The following is a 25,389-nucleotide window of genomic DNA, read 5'->3' as shown; positions in this document are numbered from 1 at the left end:
TCGCCGTCATCGGGCAAAACGGATTGTCCCTATCCTAATGGTTGTCTTCACACGCTTGCGAATCGGGTAGGTGAGAGCATCTAACGCACCTGCCACGCACAGATCACGGCGGCGGCGAACAATGCGAGCGCCGACCACTGTGGCTCCGCCGGCAGCATCCACACCGCTCCCACGACGGCCGTCGCCGGCACCGGCACCGCGAGCCCGAGCGCCGCGACGGAGGCCGAACCCGGCAACGACGCACCGAGCGCGAGACCGGTGCCCAGCGCGACGAGCGCGACCCGCACCGCGAGCGGAATGCCCTCGCCGATCTCCTCCGGCCACCACACCGTCGCCGCCGAGATCGACGCGGCGAGCAGCAGCCCGGGAAGCGCGTACGGCAGGGAGGAGGCGAGCCGGACCCCGGCGACCACCGCGGCCACCGCGACGAGCGACACCCACCACGGCACGCTCGCCGACCGCATGCCCGACCACAACTCCACGAGCACGGGGTATGCCGCGGCCACGGCGCCGGTGACCGCGAGGACGAACCGGTCGTCGCCGGGTGGGACGAGACGCGCGACGATCTCGGCGCCGACGACCGCCACGGCGAGCGCGCCACCGGCGATCAGCCACAGGAGCACACCCGTGCCGGTCGCGCGGGAGCCCACGAATTCACCCAGCAGTCGGTACCCCAGGGAGAGCACCACCGCGGCGGTCACCACGATCGCGAGCAGTCGCGGATCGGCCCGCTGCACGCGCAGGCCCGCGGGCACCGTCAGCGCGGCGGCGACCGTTGCGACGAGTGCGAAGGCCAGTGCCCATTGCGGCACCGTCCAGCGCAGCGCGTGGACCGGAACCTCGGAGCCCACGGCCGCGGCGGTGAGGAAGGCCGCCCACCCGCCGGCGATCAGGGCCCACTGGCCGGTCGCCGAGCCCCACGAGCCCGCGGTCGCCGCCCCGAGCAGCACACCGGTGATCGCCGCGATCACCCATCCGACGACGGTCAGGCTGTCGGCCGAGATACCGGCGGGAACGAGATACCGAACCGAGCCGAGGACCACGACCGACGCGGCGGCCAGCATCCATGCGGTGCGCCGGGATCCGGTCCGCTGAAGCCCGGCCGCCGAGAGGACGGCCAGCGCGGCGGTGACCACGGGAGCCCACTCGCTGCGGGCACCTTCCGGCAGGACCGACTCACCCGCGGCCGGGACGAGGATCGCGACCGCAGCCGCGAGGAAGGCCGCGAGGACGGCTGCCGGACCGGCGACGCGGACCGCGGTGGAGACGGGCATCTCAACGGCCCTCCGCGTAGGCCTGCAGATGTGCGACCTGTTCGGGATCGAGTGAGGGCCGCACTTTCTCCCGGGCCGTCGCGACGTCCTTCGCGGTGACGACGGCGGCATCGACGTTGCGCCGCATCGCCGCGAGCGCGGCCTCGCGCAGCAACGCCGAACAGTCCGCGGCCGAATAACCGTCGAGTCCGGCGGCGAGTTCGTCGAGGTCGACGTCGTCGTCGAGCGGCACCGAACGGCCCGCGGTCTTCAGGATCGCGGCGCGGGCGTCGGCGTCCGGCGGCGGCACGAACACGAGCCGTTCGAGCCGGCCTGGACGCAGCAACGCCGGATCGATCAGGTCGGGCCGGTTGGTCGCTCCCACCACCACGACGTCGCGCAGCGGCTCCACACCGTCGAGTTCGGTGAGCAGCGATGCGACGACCCGGTCGGACACCCCGGAATCCGAGCTCTGTCCGCGGCGCGGCGCGAGCGCGTCGATCTCGTCGAGGAACACCAGGGCCGGTGCCGAGTTGCGGGCACGCTCGAACAGTTCGCGCACCGCCTTCTCGGAGGCACCCACCCATTTGTCCATCAGTTCGGCGCCCTTGACGGCGTGGACGCTCAGGCGCCCGGTGCCGGCGAGAGCGCGGACGAGATAGGTCTTGCCGCACCCGGGCGGGCCGTACAGCAGCACGCCGCGCGGCGGATCGACACCGAGACGCTCGAACGAATCCGGGTGCTGGAGGGGCCACAGCACGGCTTCGGTCAGGGCCTGTTTCGTCTCGATCATGTCGCCGACGTCGTCGAGGCTCACGCTGCCGATCGCAAGTTCCTCCGTGCCCGAGCGCGACAGCGGGCGGATCACCTCGAGGGCGCCGATCAGGTCGTCCTGGACGAGCGACGGTTCGTCGTCGTCGCGGTTCGCCCGGGACGCCGCGCGGAGTGCGGCCTCGCGGCACAGCGCCGCGAGGTCGGCGACGACGAAGCCGGGGGTGCGACCCGCGACGGCGGTGAGGTCGAGGTCGGTGGAAGGCACCGACCGCAGCAGCACGTCGAGCAGGGCGCGGCGGGTCGCGCCGTCGGGCAACGGCAGGGACAGTTCGCGGTCGCAGATCTCTGGTGCCCGCAGCCGGGAGTCGACGTCGTCGGGATGTGCGGTGGTCGCGACGAGCACCGCACCCTCGGTGTCGACGACCCGCCGTAATTCGTCGAGGATCAACGTCGCGACGGGTTCGGTGTCGGCCGGCAGCACGGCGTCGACGTCGGTCAGCAGCAGGACACCACCGCCGCGCACCGATTCGGCCGCGGCGGAGATCCGGCGGAGCCGTTCGTCGGCGGCGAGCGCACCGACGCCCGGTCCGTCGACCTCCACCAGACGCCGGCCCGAGACGACCGATCGCACGAAGGTCGCCTTGCCGACTCCGGCGGGACCGGTGACGAGCACGCCGAGATGCGGCGACGCACCGAGAGTGCACAGCAGTTCGGGTTCGTCGAGCGAGAGGGTGAGCCATTCGGACAGCTTCGCGACCTGGGCCTGCACACCCACGAGGTCCTCGACCGGTGGCGCCGGTGGTGCCGGCGGCGGCGCGGCGGCCGGTTCGGGCCGGACGGTCGCGGAGGAGGAGGCGACGAATCCGGAGACGGACGGCACGGAGGTGGACGGCAGGGCACCCGGGCCGCCACCCCACACCACGGCGGTGTTCGGCTGCACGCTCACCGGCCCGGCCGGATCGACCGACGAGACGGTGAGCAGTTCGGTGGTCCATGCGATCGCGAACGTCCGTGAGAGCGCCCGCGTCGTCTCGGCGTTGCTCGTGCCCGGTCCCAGATCGCGCGGCAGCAACGACACCGCGTCGCCGACGGTGAGGACCTTGCCGAGCAGTGCCTGACGCAGCGTGGTCTCGGGAATCGACTGCCTGGCGAGGGCGGATCCGGTGACTGTCACCGTGCGCGCGCCGTACACCGTCACGGGCGCGACGACGACGGTCGCGTCCTCCTTCAGGCCCGTGTTCGACAGCACCACGTCGTCGAGCAGGATCGTGCCGGTGGGGGTGCCGGCCGGTGCGAGACCCGCCACGACCGCTGTGCGACGCGCCCCCACCAGCGCGATCGCGTCCCATTCCCGTAGGCCCAGCGCGGCCAGCGCTTCGGGGTGCAGACGCACGACACCGCGCCGCGCGTCGGCGGCGGAGGTGTTGAGCCGGACGGTGAGTGAGAGTTGTGGGGTGGTCACCCCGCCGAGCCTAGAACGTGACTAGCGTCCTCGCGGGTCGTGCATGTCATCGCCCTCGCGGACGGCGCAGCCCGAGTCGCGCCTGAGATCGTGCCGTCGTGGCGACGCGCCGGGCCGCGACGCGACGCGGACGTTCGGCGCGGTTACGCGCGCGCAGGGCCCGTCGTTCCGAGGGCTTGATGTCCCAGGTCTCGGGCCGGGCCGCAACCCAGCGCCGGGACCGCACCGCGAAGGGAATGTGCGCGAGGTAGACCGCGACCAGCACGAGCATGAGGATGAAGGGGTAGGTGACCAGCGCGGCCGCAGCCACCGCGACCAGCACGAGCAGCACGACTGCGAGTCGTGCGGGCACCGACGCCGACTTCATCGCGAAGGTCGGGAGCCGGCTGACCGCGAGGCCTGCCGTTGCGAGGGTCCACAGCGCGACCAGAGCGTAGGTGGTCCACCAGCCGTCGCCCCACTGGATGTATGCCGCGACCGGCGCGAGCGCGACGAGGGCGGCCGCCGGGGCGGGCACGCCGACGAAGTACTCGCGGGCGTAGGCGGGGACGCTGTCGTCCTCGAGGAGGGTGTTGAAGCGCGCGAGCCGCAGGATCAGGCTCACCGCGTAGAGCAGGGCGACGATCCAGCCGAAGGGGCTGCCGTCGAGCATCGTCACGTACAGCACCAGCGCCGGTGCCACACCGAACGCGACGGCATCGGACAACGAGTCGAGTTCGGCGCCGATCTTGCTGGTCGCGTCGAGCATGCGGGCGATGCGGCCGTCCAGCGAGTCGAGGACCGCCGCGGCGCCGATCATGCCGAGAGCGGTACCGAATTCCCCGTCGAGCGCGAACTTCACCGCCGACAGACCGGCGGAGAACGCGAGGATGGTGATGACGCTCGGCAACAGGCGGACGACATTGGACCGATTGCGGGACCGTGCGGTCGCGGCCGCGCGCGCACCCTGCGTAGGCGGACTCACGACAGCGTGGGCAGCTGAGCGAGAACGGTCTCGGCGCCGATCGTGCGCTGACCGCGTTCGACCAGCACAGTGCTCCCGGCCGGCAGGTAGGTGTCGACCCGGGAACCGAAACGGATCAGGCCGTAGGTGTCGCCGATCGGCAAGGTGTCGCCGATCTGCGCGTCGTTGACGATGCGACGGGCCAGCAGCCCGGCGATCTGGACGACGGCGACCTCGGCGCCGTCGCGGGTCTCGATCAGCATGCTGGTGCGCTCGTTGACCTCGCTCGCGTCGGCGAGATCGGCGGAGAGGAACTTGCCCGGCGTGTGGACCACCGAGCGGACGGTGCCGCCGACGGGGCTGCGCTGTACGTGCACGTCGAGGACGGACAGGAAGATGCTGACCCGGGGGCGCTCCTCGCTGCCGAGCCCGAGTTCGGCGGGCGGCACGGCGTGGTCGACGAGAGCGATCTCGCCGTCGGCGGGCGCGACGACCACACCGGCGCGGTTCGGGGGCACACGGTGCGGATGCCGGAAGAAGGTGGCGCACGCCAGTGCCGATGCGAGACCGGCGCGGCGCAGCCAGGGCTTACGGCGGCCGAGGGTCGCCACGGCCAACGGAGCGGCGACGAAGGGGATGCCGCCCGGATGCATAGGCGGTACGACATGTCTGACCAGGTCGACCATGTGGGCTACCCCGCTGGTGGGGGGTGTTCCGGCGGGCGTCGGCTTACGTGCCACGGGCTCCTCTTATCGCTGGCGATCGGTGTGCTGTGGACCGCAGTGGACCCGCCCGACGAACGGGCGGGTCCTGTCGGTCCACAGGCACTCCAGCGTACGTGAGCCGAGGGTGGAAGGTCAGACCCGCGCGGCCGTCTCGATCTCGTTCTTGAGACGCGCGAGGGTCGCGTTCATCCCCCTCGTCAGTTCGTCGTCGAACGCCTCGGTGCCGCCGAGAACATACTTCACCAGGGTCTGCGAGAGTGTGCTGGTCCCGGTGGGGGCTTCGCGCCGCTGGGTGACGCGGGTGCCGGTCGCGGTGGGTTCGAGGGTGAACGACCAGATCGTGCGGTTCTCGTTGATCCGGAAGCTCAGGTGGCGGCCGGGTTCGAAGGCGACGACCTTCGCGGTGGTGGGCCACACGAGCAGGCCCTTCTTGTTGATGTTGATCGTGGTGGTGCCGGCGGACACCGGCCCGCCGCGCACGATCATCCGGCGGCACTGCGGGCTCCATTCGCCCATCCGCTTCAGATCGGACACCACGCGCCACACCTGCTCGGGGGAGGCGGCGATCTCGATCGTGGCCTCGAGGGTCTTCGACACGTGTACTCCTGTTCTCGGGGGACCGGGTCCCGTGTATCCGCTACCTGAGGTAACAGGATCGCCGTCGATCCTAACGGACGATGTGAGTGCGGTCACGTCCCGGTAGGGCCGGGTTCGGTCAGGCGCAGGAACGCCCCGAGCTCGATCAGACCGTCGGGAGTCGACGGGAGGTGATCGGTCAGCGCACCGGACCGGACGATCACTGCCGTCCATTCGCCGCGCGAGAGTGCCACGTTCGACCGGTTGCGGGACAGCAGGAACGACATCCCCCGTGGCACGTCCTCGACGGCGGAGGCCGTCATCGACACGAACACCATCGCAGCCTGGCGCCCCTGGAACTTGTCGACCGTGCCCACCTGCACCCGGTGCAGACCCGCCGCGGCGAGATCCTGTCGCAGGCGGGTGACCTGAGCGTTGTACGGCGCGACCACCAGGACGTCCTCCTCGCCCAGGGGCCGCGGCGGCGAGTCGGCGTCGTCCGTCCACGCGGAGCCGAGCACGCCCGCGATCCCGTGCACGATCTCGGCGCTCTCCTCGGGCGAGCAGGTCGCGTTGCCCTCGTGGGCCACCTCGATCAGGCGGACACCGGGCGGGACGCCGTCGAGCGCGCGACGTGCGGTGACCTCGGTCTTCGAGTGCAGTCGTCCCTCGTAGGACAGGTCGGACACCCGCGCGCACAGATCCGGGTGCATCCGCCAGGTCACCGGCAGGAAATAGCCGAGGTCGGCGGGCAGCGCACCGTGCCCCTCGGCGAGCCACCCGAGGGCGGATTCGTCGACCGGCTCGGGGTGGGTGCCCTGGGAGACCTGGGGAAGTTGCCGGGGGTCGCCGAGCAGCAGCAGATTCGACGCGGCCGTGGCCACGGCGATGGTGTGGGCGAGACAGAACTGTCCGGCCTCGTCGATCACCAGCAGGTCGAGGCTGCCGGGAGCGATGCAATTCGGATTCGTGAAGTCCCAGGCCGTTCCGCCCACCACGTAGCCGGCGGTGGATGTACCGATATGTGCCGCAAGCGTCTTCGCGTCCGGGAAGGCGGCCCACGTCGGTTCCGGGTTCTGGCATTTCGCCTTGGCGACCCGCTCGCCCGGCACTCCCGCCGCGACGATGCCGGCCAACATGTTCTCGACCACCGAGTGCGACTGCGCGACCACGCCGACACGCCAACCGTGCTCGTTCACCAGCGACGCCACGACGCGGGCCCCGGTGTACGTCTTGCCGGTGCCGGGCGGACCCTGCACCGCCAGATACGAATCGTCCAGGGCGAGAACGGCCGTGACGATGGTGTCCGCCGTATCGTCACCGAGAGGTGGCAACGCGGCGCCGGAGCGCAGACGGGGAGGGATGCGGCGCAGCACATCCACCGCCGCGGTCGACGGCACCGCCGGCAATCCGCTGCACATCGCCTCGGCGGCGGAAGCGATCGCCGCGTCGATGTTCTTCGCCGCGATGGGCGCGCCGGGCGTGACGGCGACCGGCAGTGCGGAGTACTCCTCGTCCGTCCGCAACAGCTCGTCGACGACGAGCACGTCGGGATGCTCCGTCCCCGTGGTGCGTTCGACGACCTTGCCGCGCGACCACGCGCGCGTCCCGGCGCCGCCGTCGGGCAATCCGTCCGGCCCCGGCGCGTCGTACAGCAGGAAGACGTCCTGATCGGCCCGCAACGCGCTGCCCGGTTCGAGCTCGCCGGCGAGGCGCAACCGGCGCCGGAGCAGTCGCTGCCGGGGGGTGGCCTTGTGCCAGTCGGTCTCGACGTCGGCCGTCGCCGCGACCAGCGTGTCGCGGCCGTCCGCCCACTCGTCGGGGGCCGTGGCCAGACGATCGAAGTGCGCCCACCAGAACGGTTTCCGCTCGCGCCGGTGATAGCCCACGGCTGCAGCCACGAGGGCGGCGGCCTGCTGCTCGGGGGTGCGGTCGCCCGCCAGCGCCCCACCGACGAATTCGAGCAGTTTCGTCTCCGCGGGGTGCGCTTCCGCGTCGGGGGCGGCCTCGTCGTGCGTCACCTCGCTCGGGAAGACGCCGTGGTCGCGGGCGTGGGTGAGCAACCAGTCGCGCAGGCGCAGTGTCGAGACGCAGTCGTCCTCGTTGTAGGAGGCGATCGACGCGAGTTCGTGCTCCGCCTGCTCGTGGCGTCCGGCGTCGCGCAGTGCGCAGTAGTCCGCGTACGCGACGATCGAGGCGCCCGCGTCGACGACATCCCCCTCGCGCGCCTCGGCGTCGCCGGTGTAGAACGGTTCGAGTTCCTTCAGCCCGTACGCCCGGGCACCCACGCGGATCGAGTTGCGCACCACGGGATACAGGTCGACGAGGACACCCTCGCGCAGCAGGTCGTCGACGATCTCCTCACCGACGCCGTACCGACCGGCCAGCCGCAGCAGAGCCGTCTTCTCGTAGGGGGCGTAGTGGTAGATGTGCATCTTCGGGTGCCGGCGCCGGCGGTCGGTGACGTAGTCGAGGAAATCCAGCAGCGCCTGTCGCTCCTGCCGGCGGTCGTGCGCCCAGAACGGCCGGAAGACCGGTGCGTCGGCGGTGCCCTCCACGACACCGAACAGGTACTCGAGTCCCCATTCGGAACTGCCACCCTCGGACCACAGCGGGTCGCCTTCGAAGTCGAAGAAGATGTCGCCTTCGTCGGGGGCGGGCAGGACGCCGAGCGGGGTGGCATCGTAGACCTCGGCGTAGGGAGCGCCCTGCTTCTCCTCCTCGAGCTGGGCCCGTGCCTGCGCCCGCAGGGTGTCGAAGGTGCGGCGCGCCATCCCGCCGACGGGTGTCTCACGTGCGGCGAGATCGTCGATGGTCGACACGCCCGCGTCGATCAGCCGCAGGCGCTGGGTGCTGCGCATCCCGGCGACCAGCAGCAGGTCGCGGTTCCGCTCGATCTCCGGGGCGCACTCGTCGCAGCGACCGCACGCGGTGTGCCCGCCCGATCCCCACCGCGCCGGTCCGGTGGCAGCGCCGTGCGACGTGAGAAGGGTTTCGAGACAGTCGCGTCGGTACCGGTAGACCGGCAGGACCTCCGCGAGCGGGTAGGAGGCGATCGAACCGTTGCCCAGGACGAGATGTACGTGGGAGGACACCGGAGTCCCGGTGCGGGCGAGGGCGTCCGCGTAGGCGGCGAGCTGCAGGAGGGCCTCGACCTTCGCGTGCCGGGACAGTGTGCTGTCGTACACGGCGTAGCCGTCGTCCTCGCGGACGAGGAAGTCGGAGAAGCCGATCATGCCGGCCGGATCCGGGCCGGTCTCGAAGAACGCACCCTGACAGACGACGGGTGCGCCGGCGCGAACGGCCTCGAGGGTGGCCTGCGCGGCTTCCGCGAGGGCCTGCGCGGTGTGGGCGGGCCGGGGGATCTCGACGACCTCGTCCGTGCCCACCTGCGCGCGGAACCGGTCGAGGATGTGCTGTTCGTGGTGTCCGCCGAGTGCGGCGACGCGTTCGAGCATCGCGTCGGGTTCCGCCTCGGGGCGGGGGACGCGGCCCAGTACCGAGTCGAACGTGCGGAGCAGTGCGAATTCGCACGATGCGGCGCGGGTGAGATCTCCGGCGCCGAACATCAGCCTGTCGTCGAGCAGAAACATCGGCGGCTCCGTCTCCGGCGTGCGGGATGCCCGGGATGGGCACGGCTCGTCCCGACTATCGCAGACAGGTCGGACCCGCCGGACCGTTGTTTCCGCGCTTACCGGGCACACTGCGGCGGCCGGGCCCGCCCTCGATCCCGAGCGCGGTGCGCACCGCCAGCACTATGCCCCACGGAACGACGACCCAGATCGGCCAGAAATAGATCGGCGACATGGTGCCCAGCGACACCAGCGCCCACACCGCGAGATTGATCGATCCCACCGCCGCCCAGGCGCCCCACTCGATGCGTTGGTGGAGCGGCAGGCGCAGACGTGTGACTGTGTTCCCGGCGGGCCGGGGCGGGGTGGGAGCAGGCGTGGGCGGCAGGTCGGCGAGGACGGCGCCGGCGTCGTCCCGTGTCGTGGCGCGGTAGACCAGGGCGACGCGCTCGTCGAACTCGGTGATGGTCAACCGTCCGGCGGTGAGGTGGTGCCCCAGTCGCTCGACGATCGTCTCGCGCTCGGCGTCGGAGATGCGGAGCGGTGGGCCCGCGGTGCCGGTACGGGTCGGGGCGGCGGGGGATGTGTGTTCCATGGTGCCCTCCGGGATCTTCCACAATGGAATGTCGCCTGGTTCCAGGGTGGATATGCCACAGTGGAATGTCAAGTGTTTTCGGTGCCCGGATCGAGAAAGGAACCGGCCATGACCGGACGACCCCTCAACGCCACCGCCGCGTCACTGCTCGGGTTCCTCCACGAAGGCCCCAAAACGGGCTGGGACCTGGTATCCACCGCGCAGACCCGCATCGGCAAGTTCTGGTCGCTGACGACGAGCCAGGTCTACCGGGAACTGGCCACGATGGAACGGCAGGGCCTGATCGAGGCGGGTGAGAAGGGGCCGCGCGACCGCAAGCCCTTCCTGTTGACCGACGCCGGGCGCCGGGCCTTCGCCGAATGGATCGACCGCGAACCGGGCGACGAGAACATCAGGCACCCGCTGCTGCTGACCGTCGCCTTCGGCGATCACCTCCCGCCCGAGCGCCTCGCCGCGATGCTCGCCGACCATCGACGCAGACACGAGGAGCAACTCGCCGATTACGAACGGGAGGCGGCTGCGGACATCCTCCCGCCGCACGCCGGAGCGACACTCGATTTCGGCATCCTCTACGAACGGGCGGTCCTCGACTGGTTCGACCGCGTGCGCGACCGGCTCGGAACCGGTCCGGTCAGCGCAGCGGATCGAACGCCCTGAGCAAGGGATCCGGCTCACCGGTCATCGATCCGGCGAGCAGCCTGCCGGTGAGGGGGCCGAGCGCCACGCCCCACATCCCGTGCCCGCCGGCGACGTACACCCGATCCGAGCGGGTACGGCCGATCAGCGGGAGCCCGTCCGCCGTACACGGCCGCGAGCCCACCCACTCCTCGGTACGCCCGTCCCAGTCGACCTCGCGCAGCAGCGGACGTGTCGCGTCGACGATCGCCCGGATGCGCCGCGGGTCGAGTGGGGCGTCGGGGCTGCGGAACTCCATCATTCCCGCAACACGGAACCTGTCGTGGAGGGGTGTGCACGCCACCCGCTGCGCGGGGAAATAGACCGGGTTCTTCGGAATGCTCGGAGGTCGCACGCTGAAGCTGTAGCCGCGACCGGCCTGCACCTGTGTGCGCACACCGAACGACCGGGCGAGCGCTCCCAGCCACGCCCCGTTCGCGAGCACCACGGCATCCGCCGAACGCGGGTCCCCGCCGGCGACGACGACGTCCACCCCGCGACCGGTGTCGCGCACCTCCTCCACGTCGGCGCCCGTGACGATCTCCGCGCCCCGTGCGCGCACGGCGTGCGCCAGCGAGGCAACGAACCGAGGCGGGTCGATGAACCGTTGTCCCCGGATGCGGATACCCACCCGCACCGCGTCCCCGAGCAGCGGTTCGAGCGAATGCAGCGTGTCGGTGTCGAGCAGGTCGAAGTCGATCTCGCTGCCGGCGGTGCGCGCGTGTTCGAACTCCTCGACCAGCACGCGACGGTCGTCGTCCGAGGTGAACGCCGCCAGGAACGGATCGGCCATTCGCGTCGGCTCGGTGACGATCGTGCCCCCGGAACCGCGGGCGAGATCGTCGTAGGCACCCAGGGCGAGGCGATTGGCGCGCGCGAAGATCTCCATCGACGACGTCCAGCGCCGCGTCGTGCAGTGGCGGGCGAAGTCGGCGAGGAAACGCAACAGCCGCAGATCGGTCGTAGGCGGCACGTACACCGGCGACGACGGCCGGAACATCGACCGCAGCCCGTAGCGCAGCACTGCCGGCTCGGGCAGCGGCAAGGTCAGTGCCGGCGCGAGCCACCCGGCGTTGCCCCACGAGGAGTCGCCCGCCACCCCGACCCGGTCGAGCACCGTGACCTCGATGCCGCGCTCCTGCAGGAACCATGCGGTGGACAAGCCCACGATTCCCGCACCGACGACCACCGTCCGACGAACCGTCATCGCAACCTCCTGTGAACGACGAAGCCTGCACCTCCATCATGGACCCGGAAGCGCGAACGGGCCGGGTTCGCGAACGGCTTACTATTTCCGGGGAAGTTCTGCTTGTGGAAAGGGAACCCGGAATGAGTACGAACGTCGAACAGCGTGAATTCCAGGCCGAGACGCGACAGTTGCTGGATCTGATGATCCACTCGATCTACTCGAACAAGGACACCTTCCTGCGCGAGTTGATCTCCAACGCGTCGGACGCCCTGGACAAGCTCCGGCTGGAGTCGTTCCGCGACAAGGATCTCGAGGTCGACACCTCCGACCTGCACATCGAGCTCGAGGTCGACAAGGACGCGCGCACCCTGACCGTGCGCGACAACGGCATCGGCATGAACCGCGAGGAGGTGGTCGATCTCATCGGCACCCTCGCGAAGTCCGGTACCGGCGAACTCCGTCAGAAGTTGCGCGAGGCCAAGGACGCCGCGGCCTCCGAGGAGCTGATCGGTCAGTTCGGTATCGGCTTCTACTCGTCGTTCATGGTCGCCGACAAGGTCACCCTCGTCACGCGCAAGGCGGGGGAGAAGACCGGTACACGCTGGGAGTCCAGCGGCGAATCCACCTACACCATCGCCGAGGTCGACGACGCTCCGCAGGGCACCTCGGTGATCCTGCATCTCAAGCCCGAGGACGCCGAGGACCACCTCTTCGACTACACCTCGCAGTGGAAGCTCGAGGAGATCGTCAAGAAGTACTCGGATTTCATCGCCTGGCCCATCCGCATGGAGGTCTCGCGCACCACGAAGACGGAGGACGGCACCGACGAGGTCACCTTCGAGACCAAGACCCTCAACTCGCAGAAGGCGTTGTGGGCACGCTCGAAGGACGAGGTCTCCGAGGAGGAGTACACGGACTTCTACAAGCACATCGCCCACGCCTGGGACGAGCCGCTCGAGGTCATCCCGCTCAAGGCCGAGGGCACCTTCGAGTACCAGGCGCTGCTGTTCATCCCGGAACACGCGCCCTTCGACCTGTTCGCGCGCGAACGGCGGACCGGGGTGCAGCTGTACGTCAAGCGCGTGTTCATCATGGACGACTGCGAGGATCTCGTCCCCGAGTACCTGCGTTTCGTCAAGGGTGTCGTCGATGCGCAGGACCTGTCGCTCAACGTCTCTCGTGAGATCCTGCAGCAGGACCGGCAGATCCGGGCCATCCGGCGCCGCCTGACGAAGAAGGTGCTCTCGACCGTCAAGGACATGGCTGCGAACGACCGGGACAAGTACCGGACGTTCTGGCGCGAGTTCGGCCGGGTCGTCAAGGAAGGCCTGATCTCCGACACCGACAACCGCGACACGCTGCTGGCGATCTCGTCCTTCGATTCCACCGCGAGCGAGGAGGAGCAGACCACGCTCGCCGAATATGTCGAGCGCATGAAGGACGGCCAGGACGAGATCTACTACCTGACCGGCGAGTCGCGGCACCTGCTCGAGAACTCCCCGCACATGGAGGCGTTCCGGGACAAGGGCATCGAGGTCCTGCTCCTGACCGACCCGGTGGACGAGATGTGGGTGACCTCCGTTCCGGAGTTCGAGGGCAAGCGCTTCCAGTCCATCGCCAAGGGCGACGTCGATCTCGGGACGGAGGACGAGAAGAAGATCGCCGAAGCCGAGCGCGAGGAGAAGGAGAAGGAGTTCGGCGACCTGCTGTCGTGGATGAAGGAGACCCTCGACGAGCACGTCAAGGACGTGCGCCTGTCGTCGCGCCTGACGACCTCCCCGGCGTGCATCGTCGGCGACACCTTCAGCATGTCGCCCGCCCTCGAGCGGATGTACAAGGCGTCGGGCCAGCCGGTGCCGCGGGTCAAGAGGATCCTCGAGCTCAACCCCGGCCATCCGCTCGTGTCGGGTCTGCGCGCCGCCCGGGAGCAACGCCCGGACGACACCACCCTCGCCGACGTCGCCGAACTGCTCCACGGCATGGCGCTGATCGCCGAGGGTGGCGAGGTCGAGGACCCGGCACGCTTCACCCGCCTGCTCGCCGAGCGTCTCGCCGGCAGCGTGTAGGCCGAGCGTTTCTCCGCGAGTCACCGCGCGGATAGGCTCGACGCATGACGCATGTGGACGGGGTGTTGTTCGATATCGAGGGTGTGCTCGTCACCGAGTGGCAGCCCGTCCCGGGCGCGGCGGACGTCCTGGCACGCTTGCGTGCCGACGGCGTCCGCCGCGCCTTCCTCACCAACACCACCTCGCGTACGTGTGCCGAGATCGCGCAGCGGCTCACGGATCTGGGGATGGAAGTGGCGCCGGACGAGATCGTCACGGCGGTGTCCCTCACCGTCGACCATGTCCGGCAGACCTATCCGGGTCTGCGCTGCTGGGTCCTCAACGAGGGCGACATCGCAGCGGATCTCGACGGTCTCGTCCTGGACGCGGACGATCCGGAGGTGGTGATCCTCGGTGGAGCGGGAGATGCCTTCACGCATCGGGCGATGAGTCGCGTCGCCGAACTGATGCTCGAGGACGTCCCGGTGGTCGCGATGCACCGGGCGCTCGCCTGGCAGGCGGCCGACGGGCTGCGGATCGACACCGGTGTCTACCTGGCGGGACTCGAGGAACTCACCGGACGGTCGGTGGTGGCGGTGGGCAAGCCGTCGCTGCGCGGCTTCCTCGTGGCGTCGGAGCGGATGGGCGTCGAACCCGATCGGATGGTGGTCGTCGGGGACGATCTCGCCGGGGAGGTCGTGCCCGGTCAGCGCCTCGGGATGACGGGAATCCTGGTGCGCACCGGCAAGTTCCGGCAATCGGTTCTGGACCTGGCCGTCGATCGTCCCGACCACGTCGTCGACTCGGTCGCAGATCTTCCCGGACTTCTCGCCGGCCTGTGACACGTGGTGTCGCGTGAGACGGATGTGATCGGTACCCTACCGCCGGGGCGCTCGCCCCGTTCAGCGCAGACGCAGCCTTTCGCGTAGAGGCACTCCAGTGCAGAGGAGCCGTTCTTGTCCATTCGTTCCTTCCGTTCCGTTCTCACCGCGCGCCGTTCGTTCCGGGCAGGTGTACTCGTCGCCGTCGGTGTGGCCTCGGCCGCGCTCTTCGGTGGCGGTACCGCCACGGCCGCGCCGGTGACCTGCGTGTCGCCTCCGTCTGCCAACGACATCCTCGTGTCCGATACCGCCAGTTGCGGCGCGACGGCCGAGGGTGCGTTCGCTCGGGCGTATGCGGCCGACAGCGGCACCGCGGTGTCCGTGGCCGAGTCGGCCGGCGCAGCCGAAGCCCATGCGACGGGCTTCGGCACGGCGCTCAGCGCTGCCCGAGACGGCGGTCGTTCGTTCGCGTATGCGCTCGGCGGGGGATTGAGCCACTCGTGGGCCCAAGGTCCGGCGACGACCCTGTCGGTGGCCGGCTGGGGTTCGGGCGCGACGGCCGACACCACCGGCGTCACGTGCGTCGGCGCCCAGTCGTTCGCGGTCAACACGGCAACGGGGCAGTGGTGCGCCGTGGGTGTCGGTTCGACGCCGCGGTGAGTGAGGGCGTAGTAGCTCTTCCGCGGATTTCGTGACGGGGGTGGCGGGTGCCGGTAATCTTGCACTCGCCACCCCCGAGTGCTAAGAATGCACTTAGCACTCGCAACACGTGAGTGCCAGGTCGGTAGGGTGAGACCGGGTTTTCGACACCCCTGGTCGTCCGTCGCGGGCACTGCTTCCGGCCGAAGGCGTACATGGAGCGATCCGACGAGCGATCGCTCCGGTGTCACCCCATACCCGGAGGATCACTTCGCAATGGCCAAGATCATCGCGTTCGACGAAGAGGCCCGTCGCGGCCTCGAGCGTGGCCTCAACAGCCTCGCCGACGCAGTCAAGGTGACGTTGGGCCCCAAGGGTCGCAACGTCGTTCTCGAGAAGAAGTGGGGCGCCCCCACGATCACCAACGACGGTGTCTCCATCGCCAAGGAGATCGAGCTCGAGGATCCGTACGAGAAGATCGGCGCCGAGCTGGTCAAGGAAGTTGCCAAGAAGACCGACGACGTCGCGGGTGACGGCACCACCACCGCTACCGTGCTCGCCCAGGCGCTCGTCCGCGAGGGTCTGCGCAACGTTGCCGCGGGTGCCAACCCCCTCGGCCTGAAGCGCGGCATCGAGAAGGCCGTCGAGGCCGTCACCGCCAAGCTGCTCGACACCGCCAAGGAGGTCGAGACCAAGGAGCAGATCGCTGCCACCGCGGGCATCTCCGCCGGCGATCCCGCGATCGGTGAGCTCATCGCCGAGGCCATCGACAAGGTGGGCAAGGAAGGTGTCATCACCGTCGAGGAGTCGAACACCTTCGGCCTCCAGCTCGAGCTGACCGAGGGTATGCGCTTCGACAAGGGCTACATCTCCCTCTACTTCGCCACCGACGCAGAGCGTCAGGAGGCCGTGCTCGAGGATCCCTACATCCTGCTCGTCAGCTCCAAGATCTCCACGGTCAAGGACCTGCTGCCGCTGCTCGAGAAGGTCATCCAGTCGGGCAAGCCGCTGCTGATCATCGCCGAGGACGTCGAGGGTGAGGCTCTGTCCACCCTGGTCCTCAACAAGATCCGCGGCACCTTCAAGTCGGTCGCCGTCAAGGCCCCGGGCTTCGGCGACCGCCGCAAGGCCCAGCTCGCCGACATCGCCATCCTCACCGGTGGCGAGGTCGTCAGCGAAGAGGTCGGCCTCTCCCTCGAGACCGCCGGCATCGAGCTGCTCGGCCAGGCCCGCAAGGTCGTCGTCACCAAGGACGAGACCACCATCGTCGAGGGCGCGGGCGATCCCGACGCCATCGCCGGTCGCGTCAACCAGATCCGCGCCGAGATCGAGGCGTCGGATTCGGACTACGACCGCGAGAAGCTGCAGGAGCGCCTCGCGAAGCTGGCCGGCGGCGTCGCCGTCATCAAGGCCGGTGCCGCGACCGAGGTCGAGCTCAAGGAGCGCAAGCACCGCATCGAGGACGCCGTCCGCAACGCGAAGGCTGCCGTCGAGGAGGGCATCGTCGCCGGTGGTGGCGTGGCTCTGCTGCAGGCCGCCCCGGTTCTCGACGACCTCAAGCTCGAGGGCGACGAGGCCACGGGTGCCAACATCGTCAAGGTCGCCCTCGAGGCGCCGCTGAAGCAGATCGCCTTCAACGCCGGCCTCGAGCCCGGCGTCGTCGCCGAGAAGGTCCGCAACCTCGAGGCCGGCCACGGCCTCAACGCTGCGACCGGCGACTACGAGGACCTGCTCGAAGCGGGCATCAACGACCCGGTCAAGGTCACCCGCTCGGCGCTGCAGAACGCTGCGTCGATCGCGGCCCTGTTCCTGACCACCGAGGCCGTCGTCGCCGACAAGCCGGAGAAGGCCGCCGCTCCCGCGGGCGACCCCACCGGCGGCATGGGCGGCATGGACTTCTGATCCGCCCCTCCGGGCGGCATGGACTTCTGATCCGCCCCTCCGGGCGGAAAGGACTTCCGATCCGCCCGTAGAGCCACGCGAGGCCCGATCCCACTCCGGTGGGGTCGGGCCTCGTGCTCTTCCCCAATCGTTCCGGCCGCTCGTACCGAACGATGACAAATCCGTTACGAAACGGACTCGGCACACGATGAATGTCCCGAAAGTGCCACTGCATCCGGTTCCGGCGGTTCGTGCCGATCCGGCGCCGGACGGCAGTGTGCAGGTAGACGGATCCACGAGGGGAGAGAACATGCGGTCGTCCCGGTTGCGACGGGTACTGCTCACGATGGCGGTGGCAACGTCGATGGTGCTCGCGACTGCTGGAGGCGCCGTCGCGCGGCCGGGAGAGGCCGGCGAACAGCCGGTGGGGGAGTTGACCTCCGTCGAGCGCGAAAGCGACCGCACCGTGATCGCGAACGTCTACTCGCCGTCGATGGACAAGGTGATCCCGCTCCGGGTCCGGACACCCGCCGACGCAAGCAAACCCCGTCCCACGCTCTATCTGCTCAACGGCTCGGGAGGCGGTCAGGGGATCGCCACCTGGGAGAGGCAGACCGACATCGAGGACTTCTTCTCCGACAAGAACATCAACGTCGTCACGCCCCTCCTGGGTGGGTACAGCTACTACACCGACTGGCAGAACGACGATCCCGTGCTCGGCCGCAACAAGTGGACGACCTTCCTGACGCGCGAACTCCCGCCGGTCGTCGACGCGCAGTTCGGGACGTCGGGCCGCAACGCCATCGCAGGCGTGTCCATGTCGGGTACGTCGGTTCTCGGCCTCGCGACGGCAGCGCCCGAGTTGTACGAGGCGGTCGGGGCGTACAGCGGGTGCGCCGAGACGAGCACGCCGCTCGGGCAGTCGTACGTGCAGGCCGTCGTGCGGGTCAAGGGCGGCGATCCCGAGAACATGTGGGGCCCGGTGGGGGACGCGGGATGGATCGAGAACGATCCGTACCTCCACGCGGAGAAACTTCGCGGGATCGACGTGTACATCTCGTCGGGCTCGGGTCTGCCCGGTGAGTACGAGCGGCTCGGGGCCCGGTCGGTGAACAACGACCCGATCGGACTCGTCGGTCAGGTGGTCGTCGGCGGCAGCATCGAGGCAGCCGTCCATCACTGCACGCAGCGGATGGCACAGCGCCTCGGGGAACTGGACATTCCCGCCCACATCGACATCCGCCCGGCGGGCACGCATTCGTGGGACTACTGGGAGGACGATCTGCGCAACTCGTGGCCGGTGCTGTCCGAGGCGGTCGGACTGTAGGGGTCCTTCCGCGACTCGCCGAATGCCCGGTTCGACCTCTGTCGAGCCGGGCATTTCCGTTCGGTGGCATATTTCCGGTGGACCGGGCAACTCGCCCATAACTGTTCGGGAACGGGATGAAACGGGTCGATCGGAAATATCGAATCCGAAGCGAATCGATCGGTACGAACGTTCCATATTCTTATGCGAGTACTCTGAACTGCTGATTTACGGGGACTCTTCGGGTGAATCTGCGAGTGTGAAAGTCGTCACACCAGTTTTTTGCATTCTCGGGTCGCGAAAGCTCGACGAATGTGACCAGAATCTATTCGAGCCCGATGGAATCCGGTCGGATTTCCGGGTGGGCGTAAAGCGATCGGACGAAATCCGTTCGATATGCGATCGGACGAAGGAGATTCTCATGGAGATCATCGAACTCATCGGCTCCGCCCTCGAACTGCTCGGCGGCACCGAACTTCTGGGCACCCTGCTCGACAGCGGCAGCGCTCTGCTGGGCAGCGCCCAGTCGTAGTGGTTCGCGACTGCCGCTGCCACCTGCACAACATGCGACCCCCGATGATGTCCATCGGGGGTCGCATGTTCTTCGGGCCGGGATGTCGATCAGTGTTCGGGGACGATCATCCACAATGCGAGGTAGAGCAGTACGGCGGTGCCACCCGTGACGAAGGCTGTGAGGAGTGCGCCTGCGCGCACGAGGTTGAGGTCGATGCCGAAGTACTCGGCCAGTCCTGCGCACACGCCACCGAGCATGCGCTGGGACGAGGAGCGGGTGAAGGGGCGGGGGGTCCGGTTCTCGAAGTTCATGCATTCATCCTGTCGCCGAGACGATCCCGCCACATCCGGGAACGGCCCGGATCTTCACCCTGATCTTCGACTCGGGGTCGACCGGACTCTCGCCGGAGAGTGCTGGAATCATCCTGGACAACTCGTCGCCCGGCGTGCTCGGAAGCCGCGAGGATACTCGAGATGGTCTGCGGGACAGTATTTTCGGGCTGGACCGACCTTCGAGGCGGGTCAGCGGCACACGACCGCCAGACCTACCCCTCGCCACACCTGACGCTCGACACGGTCGAACTCGTTGTCGTCGCTGTCGTATTCGTACTCGACGACGGTCCGGTACCCCCGGTCTCGCTGAGCGGTCACCGTGCAGTCGCCGCCGACGGAACCGGACCGGTTGACGATCGTGTACGGCACATCGTTCGCGGCGAGCATCTCGACCGCGTCCTGCTCGCTCATGCCCACGACGCCGGGCGCGGGTTGTGCTGCGGCAGTGCTTGTTCCGAGAAGGAACGCGGCAGTGCCCATCGACAGGACGGCGGCGGTCGCGAGACGGGAGCGAGCGGAAGGGGTACGCATGGGATCCTCCGAAGGGGTGCTGGATCGGACATTTCGATCGTCTGCCGCGACCGGGCCCGAGCACATCCGGGCACGACCCCCATCCCCACCCTGAATTCCGGACTCGGGGTGGAGGAGGAAACCGGCAACCGCCGCGTCCGGATCGGCCTAGTCTGAGCCGGTGGAGACCGTACCGATCCAGCTTCCCGGCGGCACCACGGCGCCGGTGCGCCTCTTCGCGGGACCCGACCACGAACACGAGACACGCCGCGACGCCTCCCGCGCCGTCGTGGTCGTCGTCCCGGGCCTCGGTATCCCCGCCGGTTACTACGAGCCCTTCGCGCAGGCGATCACCGAGCACGGATTCGACGCGGCTGTCTGTGAGCTCGCCGGTCAGGGCGACAGCCGTCCGAGGCCGGGACCGGACAGCACGTACGGCTACCACGAGATCGTCGCGACGCATTTCCCCGCCGTCTTCGAGGTGGTGCGGGAACGTTTCCCCGACTCGACGCCCTACCTGCTCGGTCACTCCATGGGCGGGCAGCTCGGCGCGCTCTACGCCGCGCGCATCCGCGGACGGCTCGGCGGGCTGATCCTCGTCGCGTCGGGCACGCCCTACTACCGGCACCACGGCGGCGTCCGCGGCCCGGGGCTGTGGCTCGGATCGACGGCGATGTCGCTGACCGCCGCGGTCGCCGGGTTCTGGCCCGGCGACCGGATCGACGTCGCCGGCTTCGGCCGGCAGTCGCGCGCCCTGATCTCCGACTGGGCACGATTGGCCCGCACCGGCCGGTTCGAACCGGCCGGCGCGGACATCGACTACGAGGAACGGATCGGGCGGCTCACGCTCCCCGTCCTGTCGATCACGATCGACGGCGACGAACTCACCCCCGTCGCGTCCGCGCAGCACCTGCTCGAGAAGCTGCCGTCCACCGAGATCACCCGATGGCACAATCCGCGGCCCCTGGGCCACAACGGCTGGATCCGCGACAACGACGACACCGTCGCGACGATCGTGGCGTGGTTACGTGACCGCTGATCCCGCGCGGGCGGCCGCGGCGAGCCGGACGTGGGCGTTCGGGGAGCCGTATCCGGTGTAGCCGCCGCGCCGTTCGAGGAGTTCGACCTGGAATCCACCCTGCACCGGGAGCGTGTAGGCGTGCAGGAATTCACCTCCGTCGTCGTTGCGGTCGTAGAGCAGGCCGTTGCTCTGCAGGGCGGCGAGCAGCCCGGGGTCGAGCGCGAACCGCGCATCGAGGTCGGCGTAGTAGTTCGCGGGTGGTCGCAGGAACTCCACACCGCGCGCACGCGCGTGGCGCACCGAGTCGACGACGTCTGCCGTGGCGAAGGCCAGCTGGGTCACGCCGTGCGGCTGTGGCGCCGCACCGGTCTCGGAGACGTTCAACGCGACCCGCAGGTCCCCCTTCTCCGCACGCAGGGCGCGGATACGCAGGCGGCCCAGCGGCTGGATGTACTCCTCGGGGTCCTCCGGGCGCAGCCCGAACAGGGTGCGGAAGAACGACAGCTCCTGGTTCAGATCGTCCGCGGCCACCGTCACGTCGACGTGGTCGAGACCGAGCCATCCCTCGTCCGCCGGGGGAGTGACTGCGGCGTCGTCGGACACGAAAGTGCCCGGGGCGTCGTCGGCCACGAAGTCGTTGTGCCAGTCGTCGGTCTGCCCCGCCTCGGCACTGACGAAGACGTGCAGGCCGGAGGGGGAGGTGATGCCCGGCAGGCCCGCTTCACCCTCCCCGCGGGTGCGGTCGACCGCGGGCCACAACAGGCTGGCGGCGCGTTCGGCCACCGCGGCGACGTCGGGCGCGACGAGCCCCAGCGCGGTCGCGGCAGGGCCCGGCGCGGGCGCTTCGTTGAGGACGACGTTCGCGCCGCCGTTGCGCCACCACACGACGGGCTTGCTGCGGTGCCGGCCGGCGATGTGGAATCCGAGTCCGGTGAGCAGTGCCGGGTAGTCGGTGCGGTCGGGGTCGGCGAGTTCGACGAACGCCGCATCGGTGCGCGCCGGCACCGGCGGCGCGACCGTCACCTTCTCGCGTGCGGGGCCGGTGAGCCGCGCACCGAGCCGGTCCTCGAGGAACAGCAGCGACCGCATCGCGTCGCGCGCGGTCACATGCGGATCCGCTTCGCGCACCACGTCGCTGAAGACCTCGAGCGACAGCGGGCCGTCGTAGCCGGCGTCGAGCACGGCCGCGACGACCCCGGACACGTCGAGCATGCCCTGCCCCGGGAAGCAGCGGAAGTGGCGGCTCCATTCGAGGACATTCATCTCGAGCACCGGGGCGTCGGCGACCTGCAGGAAACCGATGCGCTCGCCCGGGACTCCGGCCAGGGCGCGTCCGTCGTCGCCGCGCGCGAGCATGTGGAAGGTGTCCACGGCCAGCGTCACCGCCGGGTGGTCGGCGCGGTCGACGAGATTCCACGCCTGTCCGACCCGGTTGACGTGCCGTCCCCAGGCGAGGGCCTCGTAGGCGAAGGTGACCCCGTGCGAGGCGGCGAGCTCGCCGACGATACGCAGCTGCTCGGCGGACAGCTCCGGGTCGTCGATCGCGTTCGGGAGCGCGTTCGAGCACGCCAGGAAGGTCGTCGCGCCGAGTTCGTTCATCACCTCGAGCTTGCGGCGGACGCGGTACAGGACGTCGGGGAACCGCCGCGGGTCGACGCCCTCGATGTCGCGGATCGGCTGGAACAGATCGATCGACAGACCGAGATCGGCGCAGCGGTGGGCCACCTCGGTGGGGGACAGCGGCGACGCGATGAGGTCGTTGTCGAAGATCTCGATTCCGTCGAATCCTGCAGCGGCGATCGCGTCGAGTTTGTCGGCGAGAACACCGGAGAGCGAGACGGTGGCGATTCCGCGGCGCATCAGCTGGTCAGCTCCTCGAAGTGTCGGACCATGCGTTCGGCGTCGGGTTCGACGCCCGTGAAGTACTCGAAGGCACCCACGGCCTGGAAGACGGCCATGCCACCACCGGGCACGACGCGGCAGCCGCGGGAGCGGGCGAGGTGGATCAGTTCGGTCTCGAGTGGGAAGTACACGACGTCGGAGACCCACAGGTCCTCGCGGACGAGTTCGGCGGGAACGGGAAGCCCGGGATGACCGGTCATGCCCGTGGGGGTCGCGTTGACCAGGCCCTGCGCCGAGGCCAGGGCCCCGGCGAGGTCGGTGGTCGCGGCGACCCGGTCGTCGCCGAACCGTTTGGCGAGGCGGGTCGCGCAGGCCTGCGCCTTCTCGACGTCGACGTCGACGATGGACACGTGCGCGGAGCCCTGTTCGAGCAGCGCGTACCCGACGGCCGACCCGGCACCACCGGCCCCGACCAGCACGGCGCGGTCGGAGACGGCGTCGGGCAGGCGCCGGCGGAAGGCGCGTCCCCAACCGGACCAGTCGGTGTTGCGGCCGATCGCGCGCCCGTCTCGGAAGACCACGGTGTTGACGGCCCCGAGATCGTGGGCGTCGTCGGACAACTCGTCGAGCAGCGGGATGACGACCTGCTTGAACGGATGCGTGATGTTGAGCCCGTCGAAACCGAATCGCTGTGCCCAGTCGAGCATCTCGGCCAGGTTGTCGACACCGTAGCCGAGACGCTCGGCGTCGACGAGGCGGTAGGTCAGGTTCACACCCGAGGCGAAGCCCTCTCGTTCCTGCATGGCCGGGGTGAGCGAACCGCCGATCCCGGCGCCGAACAGGCCCAGCAGGAAGGATGTGCGTGCGGGCGCGGCGGTGGTCATCGGGAACGGTCCTTCTGTTCGGTATCGAGTGCAAGCGCGGCCAGGTGACGGATGGCGAACGCGTATCCGTCGGGGCCGCATCCGGCGATCACGGCCTTCGCGACGGGAGCGACGAACGAGCGGTGCCGGAATTCTTCGCGGGCGTGGATGTTGGTCAGGTGCACTTCCACGATCGGTGCCGCGACGATGGCCAGCGCGTCGTGCAGCGCAACCGAGGTGTGCGTGTAGGCCGCGGCGTTGACGACGAAGCCTGCCGCCGATTCGCGTAGGTCGTGGATCGAATCGATCAGGACGCCCTCGTGGTTGGTCTGCCGGAAGTCGATGTCGAAGCCCAGGTCGTCGGCGGTGCGGCGACACGATTTCTCGATGTCCGCCAGTGTCGCGGTGCCGTAGAGACGGGGGTCGCGCGTGCCGAGCAGATCGAGATTGGGCCCGTTGAGCACGGCGATGGTGGGACGTGCACTCATGATGCGGCTCCGGCGGGAACCGGCGCGGTGTTCCGGTCGTGGGGGAGCAGGCCGATCTCACGGGTGGGGACCTTGTGGGTTCCGGACGGTCCGGTGGCCACCGCGACCAGCGAGATGACGACGGCGCCGACGCAGAACAGGGCCACGCGGTACCAGTTGTCGGCGTTGCCGTCCATGAGCGAACCGGCGATGGCCGGGGTGAAACCGGCGAGGGCGAAGCCGAACTGGGTGCCGATCGCCATGCCCGACAGGCGGACGCTGGTGGGGAAGTACTCGGCGTAGGTGGCGGGCCACACCGCGTTCGGCATGCTGTAGATCACGCCGGCGAGCAGGATGCCGGTGACGAGCACGAGCGGCACGTCGCCCCGCGAGATCGACCACAGGAAGGCCGTCACCATCACGGCGCTGCCGATCAGACCGGAGACGAAGACCGGTTTGCGGCCGATGCGGTCGGACAGCACGGCCCACAGGGGGATGGTGCCCACGGCGATGATGTTGGCGACGATCGCCAGCCACAGCATCGTGGTGTCGCTGATGCCGATGCCGTACTCGTCGGCCGTGGCGAAGTTGAGGGCGAAGACCTGGAAGGCCGTGTTCACCATGGCGATGAAGGCCGCGAAGAAGACCCGCAGGACGCTGGTCCAGTGATGGCGGAAGAGCACGGCCAGCGGCGCCTTGGGTGCCTCGTCGTGCGCCTTCTCGGCGTGGAACTCGGGGGTCTCGTCGAGGCTGCGGCGGATGAGGAAGCCGATCAGCACGATCACGGCGCTGATCCAGAAGGGCACGCGCCAGCCCCACGACTGCAGCTGCTCCTCGGACAGCAGGGCGATCACGGGCAGGAACATCAGCGGTGCGAGCACCTGGCCGCCCTGCGTGCCGCTCAGCGTCCAGCTGGTGAAGAAGCCGCGCCTGTCGTCGGGGGCGTGTTCGAACGACATGGAGTTCGCGCCGGCCTGCTCGCCCGCGGCGGACAATCCCTGGAGCAGTCGCAGCACGACCAGCAGGATCGGCGCGATCATGCCGACCTGGCCGTAGGTCGGCAGGCAACCGATGAGGAATGTCGAGACACCCATCAGCAGCAGCGTGCCGACGAGGATCAGTTTGCGGCCGAAGCGGTCGCCGATGTGGCCCATCAGGACGGAACCGAAGGGGCGGGCGACGTAGGCGACGCCGAAGGTCGCGAGCGATGCGACGGTCGCGACCGCCTGGTTCCCCTCGGGGAAGAAGATCTCGGGGAAGACGAGTGCAGCGGCGGTGCCGTAGATCGCCAGGTCGTAGTACTCCAGTGCGCTGCCGCTCCAGGCGGCGAGTGCCGCCTTGCGGGGCGTGCGCTGCACGGTGGTGTTTTCGGTCATCGGGTGCC

21 protein-coding genes are annotated in these 25,389 nt (G+C 69.3%); 7 read left to right on the top strand and 14 right to left on the bottom strand.

Annotation, left to right across the window (positions count from 1 at the left end; translation table 11 throughout):
• Positions 1 to 80: 80 nt before the first annotated feature.
• The 7 genes from EQ874_RS16820 to EQ874_RS16790 all read right to left on the bottom strand — a co-directional run bounded on the left by EQ874_RS16820 (position 81) and on the right by EQ874_RS16790 (position 9,900).
• Positions 81 to 1,274 (bottom strand): hypothetical protein, encoded by a 1,194-nt coding sequence (locus EQ874_RS16820; protein ID WP_129977485.1) that lies wholly within the window; start codon positions 1,272 to 1,274, stop codon positions 81 to 83.
• A gap of 1 nt (position 1,275) precedes the next feature.
• Positions 1,276 to 3,489, bottom strand: coding sequence for an AAA family ATPase (locus EQ874_RS16815; RefSeq protein ID WP_129977484.1), 2,214 nt, complete (start codon positions 3,487 to 3,489; stop codon positions 1,276 to 1,278).
• Positions 3,490 to 3,535: 46 nt separating this feature from the next.
• A complete protein-coding gene (locus EQ874_RS16810; protein ID WP_129977483.1) occupies positions 3,536 to 4,453 on the bottom strand; it encodes a phosphatidylcholine/phosphatidylserine synthase in 918 nt (305 codons plus the stop codon).
• Entirely contained in the window at positions 4,450 to 5,172 is a 723-nt protein-coding gene (locus EQ874_RS16805; RefSeq protein ID WP_026002919.1) for a phosphatidylserine decarboxylase, read from the bottom strand. Before EQ874_RS16805 ends, EQ874_RS16810 begins: the two co-directional genes overlap by 4 nt.
• A 117-nt stretch (positions 5,173 to 5,289) precedes the next feature.
• The gene (locus EQ874_RS16800) at positions 5,290 to 5,754 is read right to left on the bottom strand and encodes an SRPBCC family protein (protein WP_129977482.1); all 465 of its coding nucleotides are present in this window, start codon (positions 5,752 to 5,754) and stop codon (positions 5,290 to 5,292) included.
• A 92-nt stretch (positions 5,755 to 5,846) separates the two neighbouring features.
• Complete coding sequence (locus EQ874_RS16795) at positions 5,847 to 9,326, bottom strand: bifunctional RecB family nuclease/DEAD/DEAH box helicase (protein WP_129977481.1); 3,480 nt, start codon at positions 9,324 to 9,326, stop codon at positions 5,847 to 5,849.
• Between the two features lie 55 nt (positions 9,327 to 9,381).
• Entirely contained in the window at positions 9,382 to 9,900 is a 519-nt protein-coding gene (locus EQ874_RS16790; protein WP_129977480.1) for a DUF1707 domain-containing protein, read from the bottom strand.
• 108 nt (positions 9,901 to 10,008) lie between these two features.
• Between EQ874_RS16790 and EQ874_RS16785 the strand changes: the two genes are divergently transcribed.
• Positions 10,009 to 10,557, top strand: coding sequence for a helix-turn-helix transcriptional regulator (locus EQ874_RS16785; protein WP_129977479.1), 549 nt, complete (start codon positions 10,009 to 10,011; stop codon positions 10,555 to 10,557).
• On the opposite strand, the gene EQ874_RS16780 is transcribed toward EQ874_RS16785, so the two are convergent.
• Positions 10,532 to 11,782 carry an FAD-dependent oxidoreductase gene (locus tag EQ874_RS16780; RefSeq protein WP_129977478.1) on the bottom strand — a complete coding sequence of 417 codons (1,251 nt, stop codon included), beginning with the start codon at positions 11,780 to 11,782 and terminating at the stop codon, positions 10,532 to 10,534. The genes EQ874_RS16785 and EQ874_RS16780 overlap by 26 nt on opposite strands.
• A 122-nt stretch (positions 11,783 to 11,904) precedes the next feature.
• Here EQ874_RS16780 and htpG point away from each other — a divergent pair, with 122 nt between their 5' ends.
• From htpG to EQ874_RS16755, 5 genes are all read left to right on the top strand, one after another.
• Positions 11,905 to 13,830 (top strand): molecular chaperone HtpG, encoded by a 1,926-nt coding sequence (gene htpG, locus EQ874_RS16775; protein ID WP_129977477.1) that lies wholly within the window; start codon positions 11,905 to 11,907, stop codon positions 13,828 to 13,830.
• A 44-nt stretch (positions 13,831 to 13,874) separates the two neighbouring features.
• Complete coding sequence (locus EQ874_RS16770; RefSeq protein ID WP_064062655.1) at positions 13,875 to 14,651, top strand: HAD-IIA family hydrolase; 777 nt, start codon at positions 13,875 to 13,877, stop codon at positions 14,649 to 14,651.
• Positions 14,652 to 14,765: 114 nt separating this feature from the next.
• Complete coding sequence (locus EQ874_RS16765; RefSeq protein WP_129977476.1) at positions 14,766 to 15,290, top strand: DUF6764 family protein; 525 nt, start codon at positions 14,766 to 14,768, stop codon at positions 15,288 to 15,290.
• Positions 15,291 to 15,545: 255 nt separating this feature from the next.
• A complete protein-coding gene (groL, locus tag EQ874_RS16760) occupies positions 15,546 to 17,171 on the top strand; it encodes a chaperonin GroEL (protein WP_016932760.1) in 1,626 nt (541 codons plus the stop codon).
• A gap of 289 nt (positions 17,172 to 17,460) precedes the next feature.
• Complete coding sequence (locus EQ874_RS16755; RefSeq protein WP_129977475.1) at positions 17,461 to 18,477, top strand: alpha/beta hydrolase family protein; 1,017 nt, start codon at positions 17,461 to 17,463, stop codon at positions 18,475 to 18,477.
• A 600-nt stretch (positions 18,478 to 19,077) separates the two neighbouring features.
• Here EQ874_RS16755 and EQ874_RS16750 read toward each other — a convergent pair.
• Positions 19,078 to 19,281, bottom strand: a complete 204-nt coding sequence (locus EQ874_RS16750; RefSeq protein ID WP_064062654.1) for a PspC domain-containing protein — start codon at positions 19,279 to 19,281, stop codon at positions 19,078 to 19,080.
• A 210-nt stretch (positions 19,282 to 19,491) separates the two neighbouring features.
• On the bottom strand, positions 19,492 to 19,833 hold the full coding sequence (locus EQ874_RS16745) for a PASTA domain-containing protein (protein WP_064062653.1): 342 nt from the start codon (positions 19,831 to 19,833) through the stop codon (positions 19,492 to 19,494).
• A gap of 160 nt (positions 19,834 to 19,993) precedes the next feature.
• On the opposite strand from EQ874_RS16745, the gene EQ874_RS16740 reads away from it, so the two are divergent.
• A complete protein-coding gene (locus tag EQ874_RS16740; RefSeq protein ID WP_064062652.1) occupies positions 19,994 to 20,851 on the top strand; it encodes an alpha/beta fold hydrolase in 858 nt (285 codons plus the stop codon).
• Here the strand turns inward: EQ874_RS16740 and EQ874_RS16735 are convergent.
• The 4 genes from EQ874_RS16735 to EQ874_RS16720 are packed head-to-tail and all read right to left on the bottom strand — an operon-like array spanning position 20,837 to position 25,381.
• The gene (locus EQ874_RS16735) at positions 20,837 to 22,693 is read right to left on the bottom strand and encodes a sugar phosphate isomerase/epimerase and 4-hydroxyphenylpyruvate domain-containing protein (protein WP_129977474.1); all 1,857 of its coding nucleotides are present in this window, start codon (positions 22,691 to 22,693) and stop codon (positions 20,837 to 20,839) included. The two genes, EQ874_RS16740 and EQ874_RS16735, sit on opposite strands and share 15 nt — an antisense overlap.
• Positions 22,693 to 23,559, bottom strand: a complete 867-nt coding sequence (locus EQ874_RS16730; RefSeq protein ID WP_129977473.1) for a shikimate dehydrogenase — start codon at positions 23,557 to 23,559, stop codon at positions 22,693 to 22,695. Before EQ874_RS16730 ends, EQ874_RS16735 begins: the two co-directional genes overlap by 1 nt.
• Positions 23,556 to 24,026 (bottom strand): type II 3-dehydroquinate dehydratase, encoded by a 471-nt coding sequence (gene aroQ, locus EQ874_RS16725; protein WP_064062649.1) that lies wholly within the window; start codon positions 24,024 to 24,026, stop codon positions 23,556 to 23,558. The genes EQ874_RS16730 and aroQ overlap by 4 nt, the downstream gene beginning before the upstream one ends.
• Complete coding sequence (locus EQ874_RS16720; RefSeq protein WP_129977472.1) at positions 24,023 to 25,381, bottom strand: MFS transporter; 1,359 nt, start codon at positions 25,379 to 25,381, stop codon at positions 24,023 to 24,025. Before EQ874_RS16720 ends, aroQ begins: the two co-directional genes overlap by 4 nt.
• Between the last annotated feature and the right edge of the window lie 8 nt (positions 25,382 to 25,389).

Origin of the sequence: Rhodococcus sp. Q1 (genome assembly GCF_004153645.1) — a bacterium.
GTDB classification, from domain to species: Bacteria; Actinomycetota; Actinomycetes; order Mycobacteriales; family Mycobacteriaceae; genus Rhodococcus; species Rhodococcus gordoniae.
The sequence above is the reverse complement of the archived record's forward strand: the minus strand, read 5'-3'. Positions and strand labels throughout refer to the sequence as shown.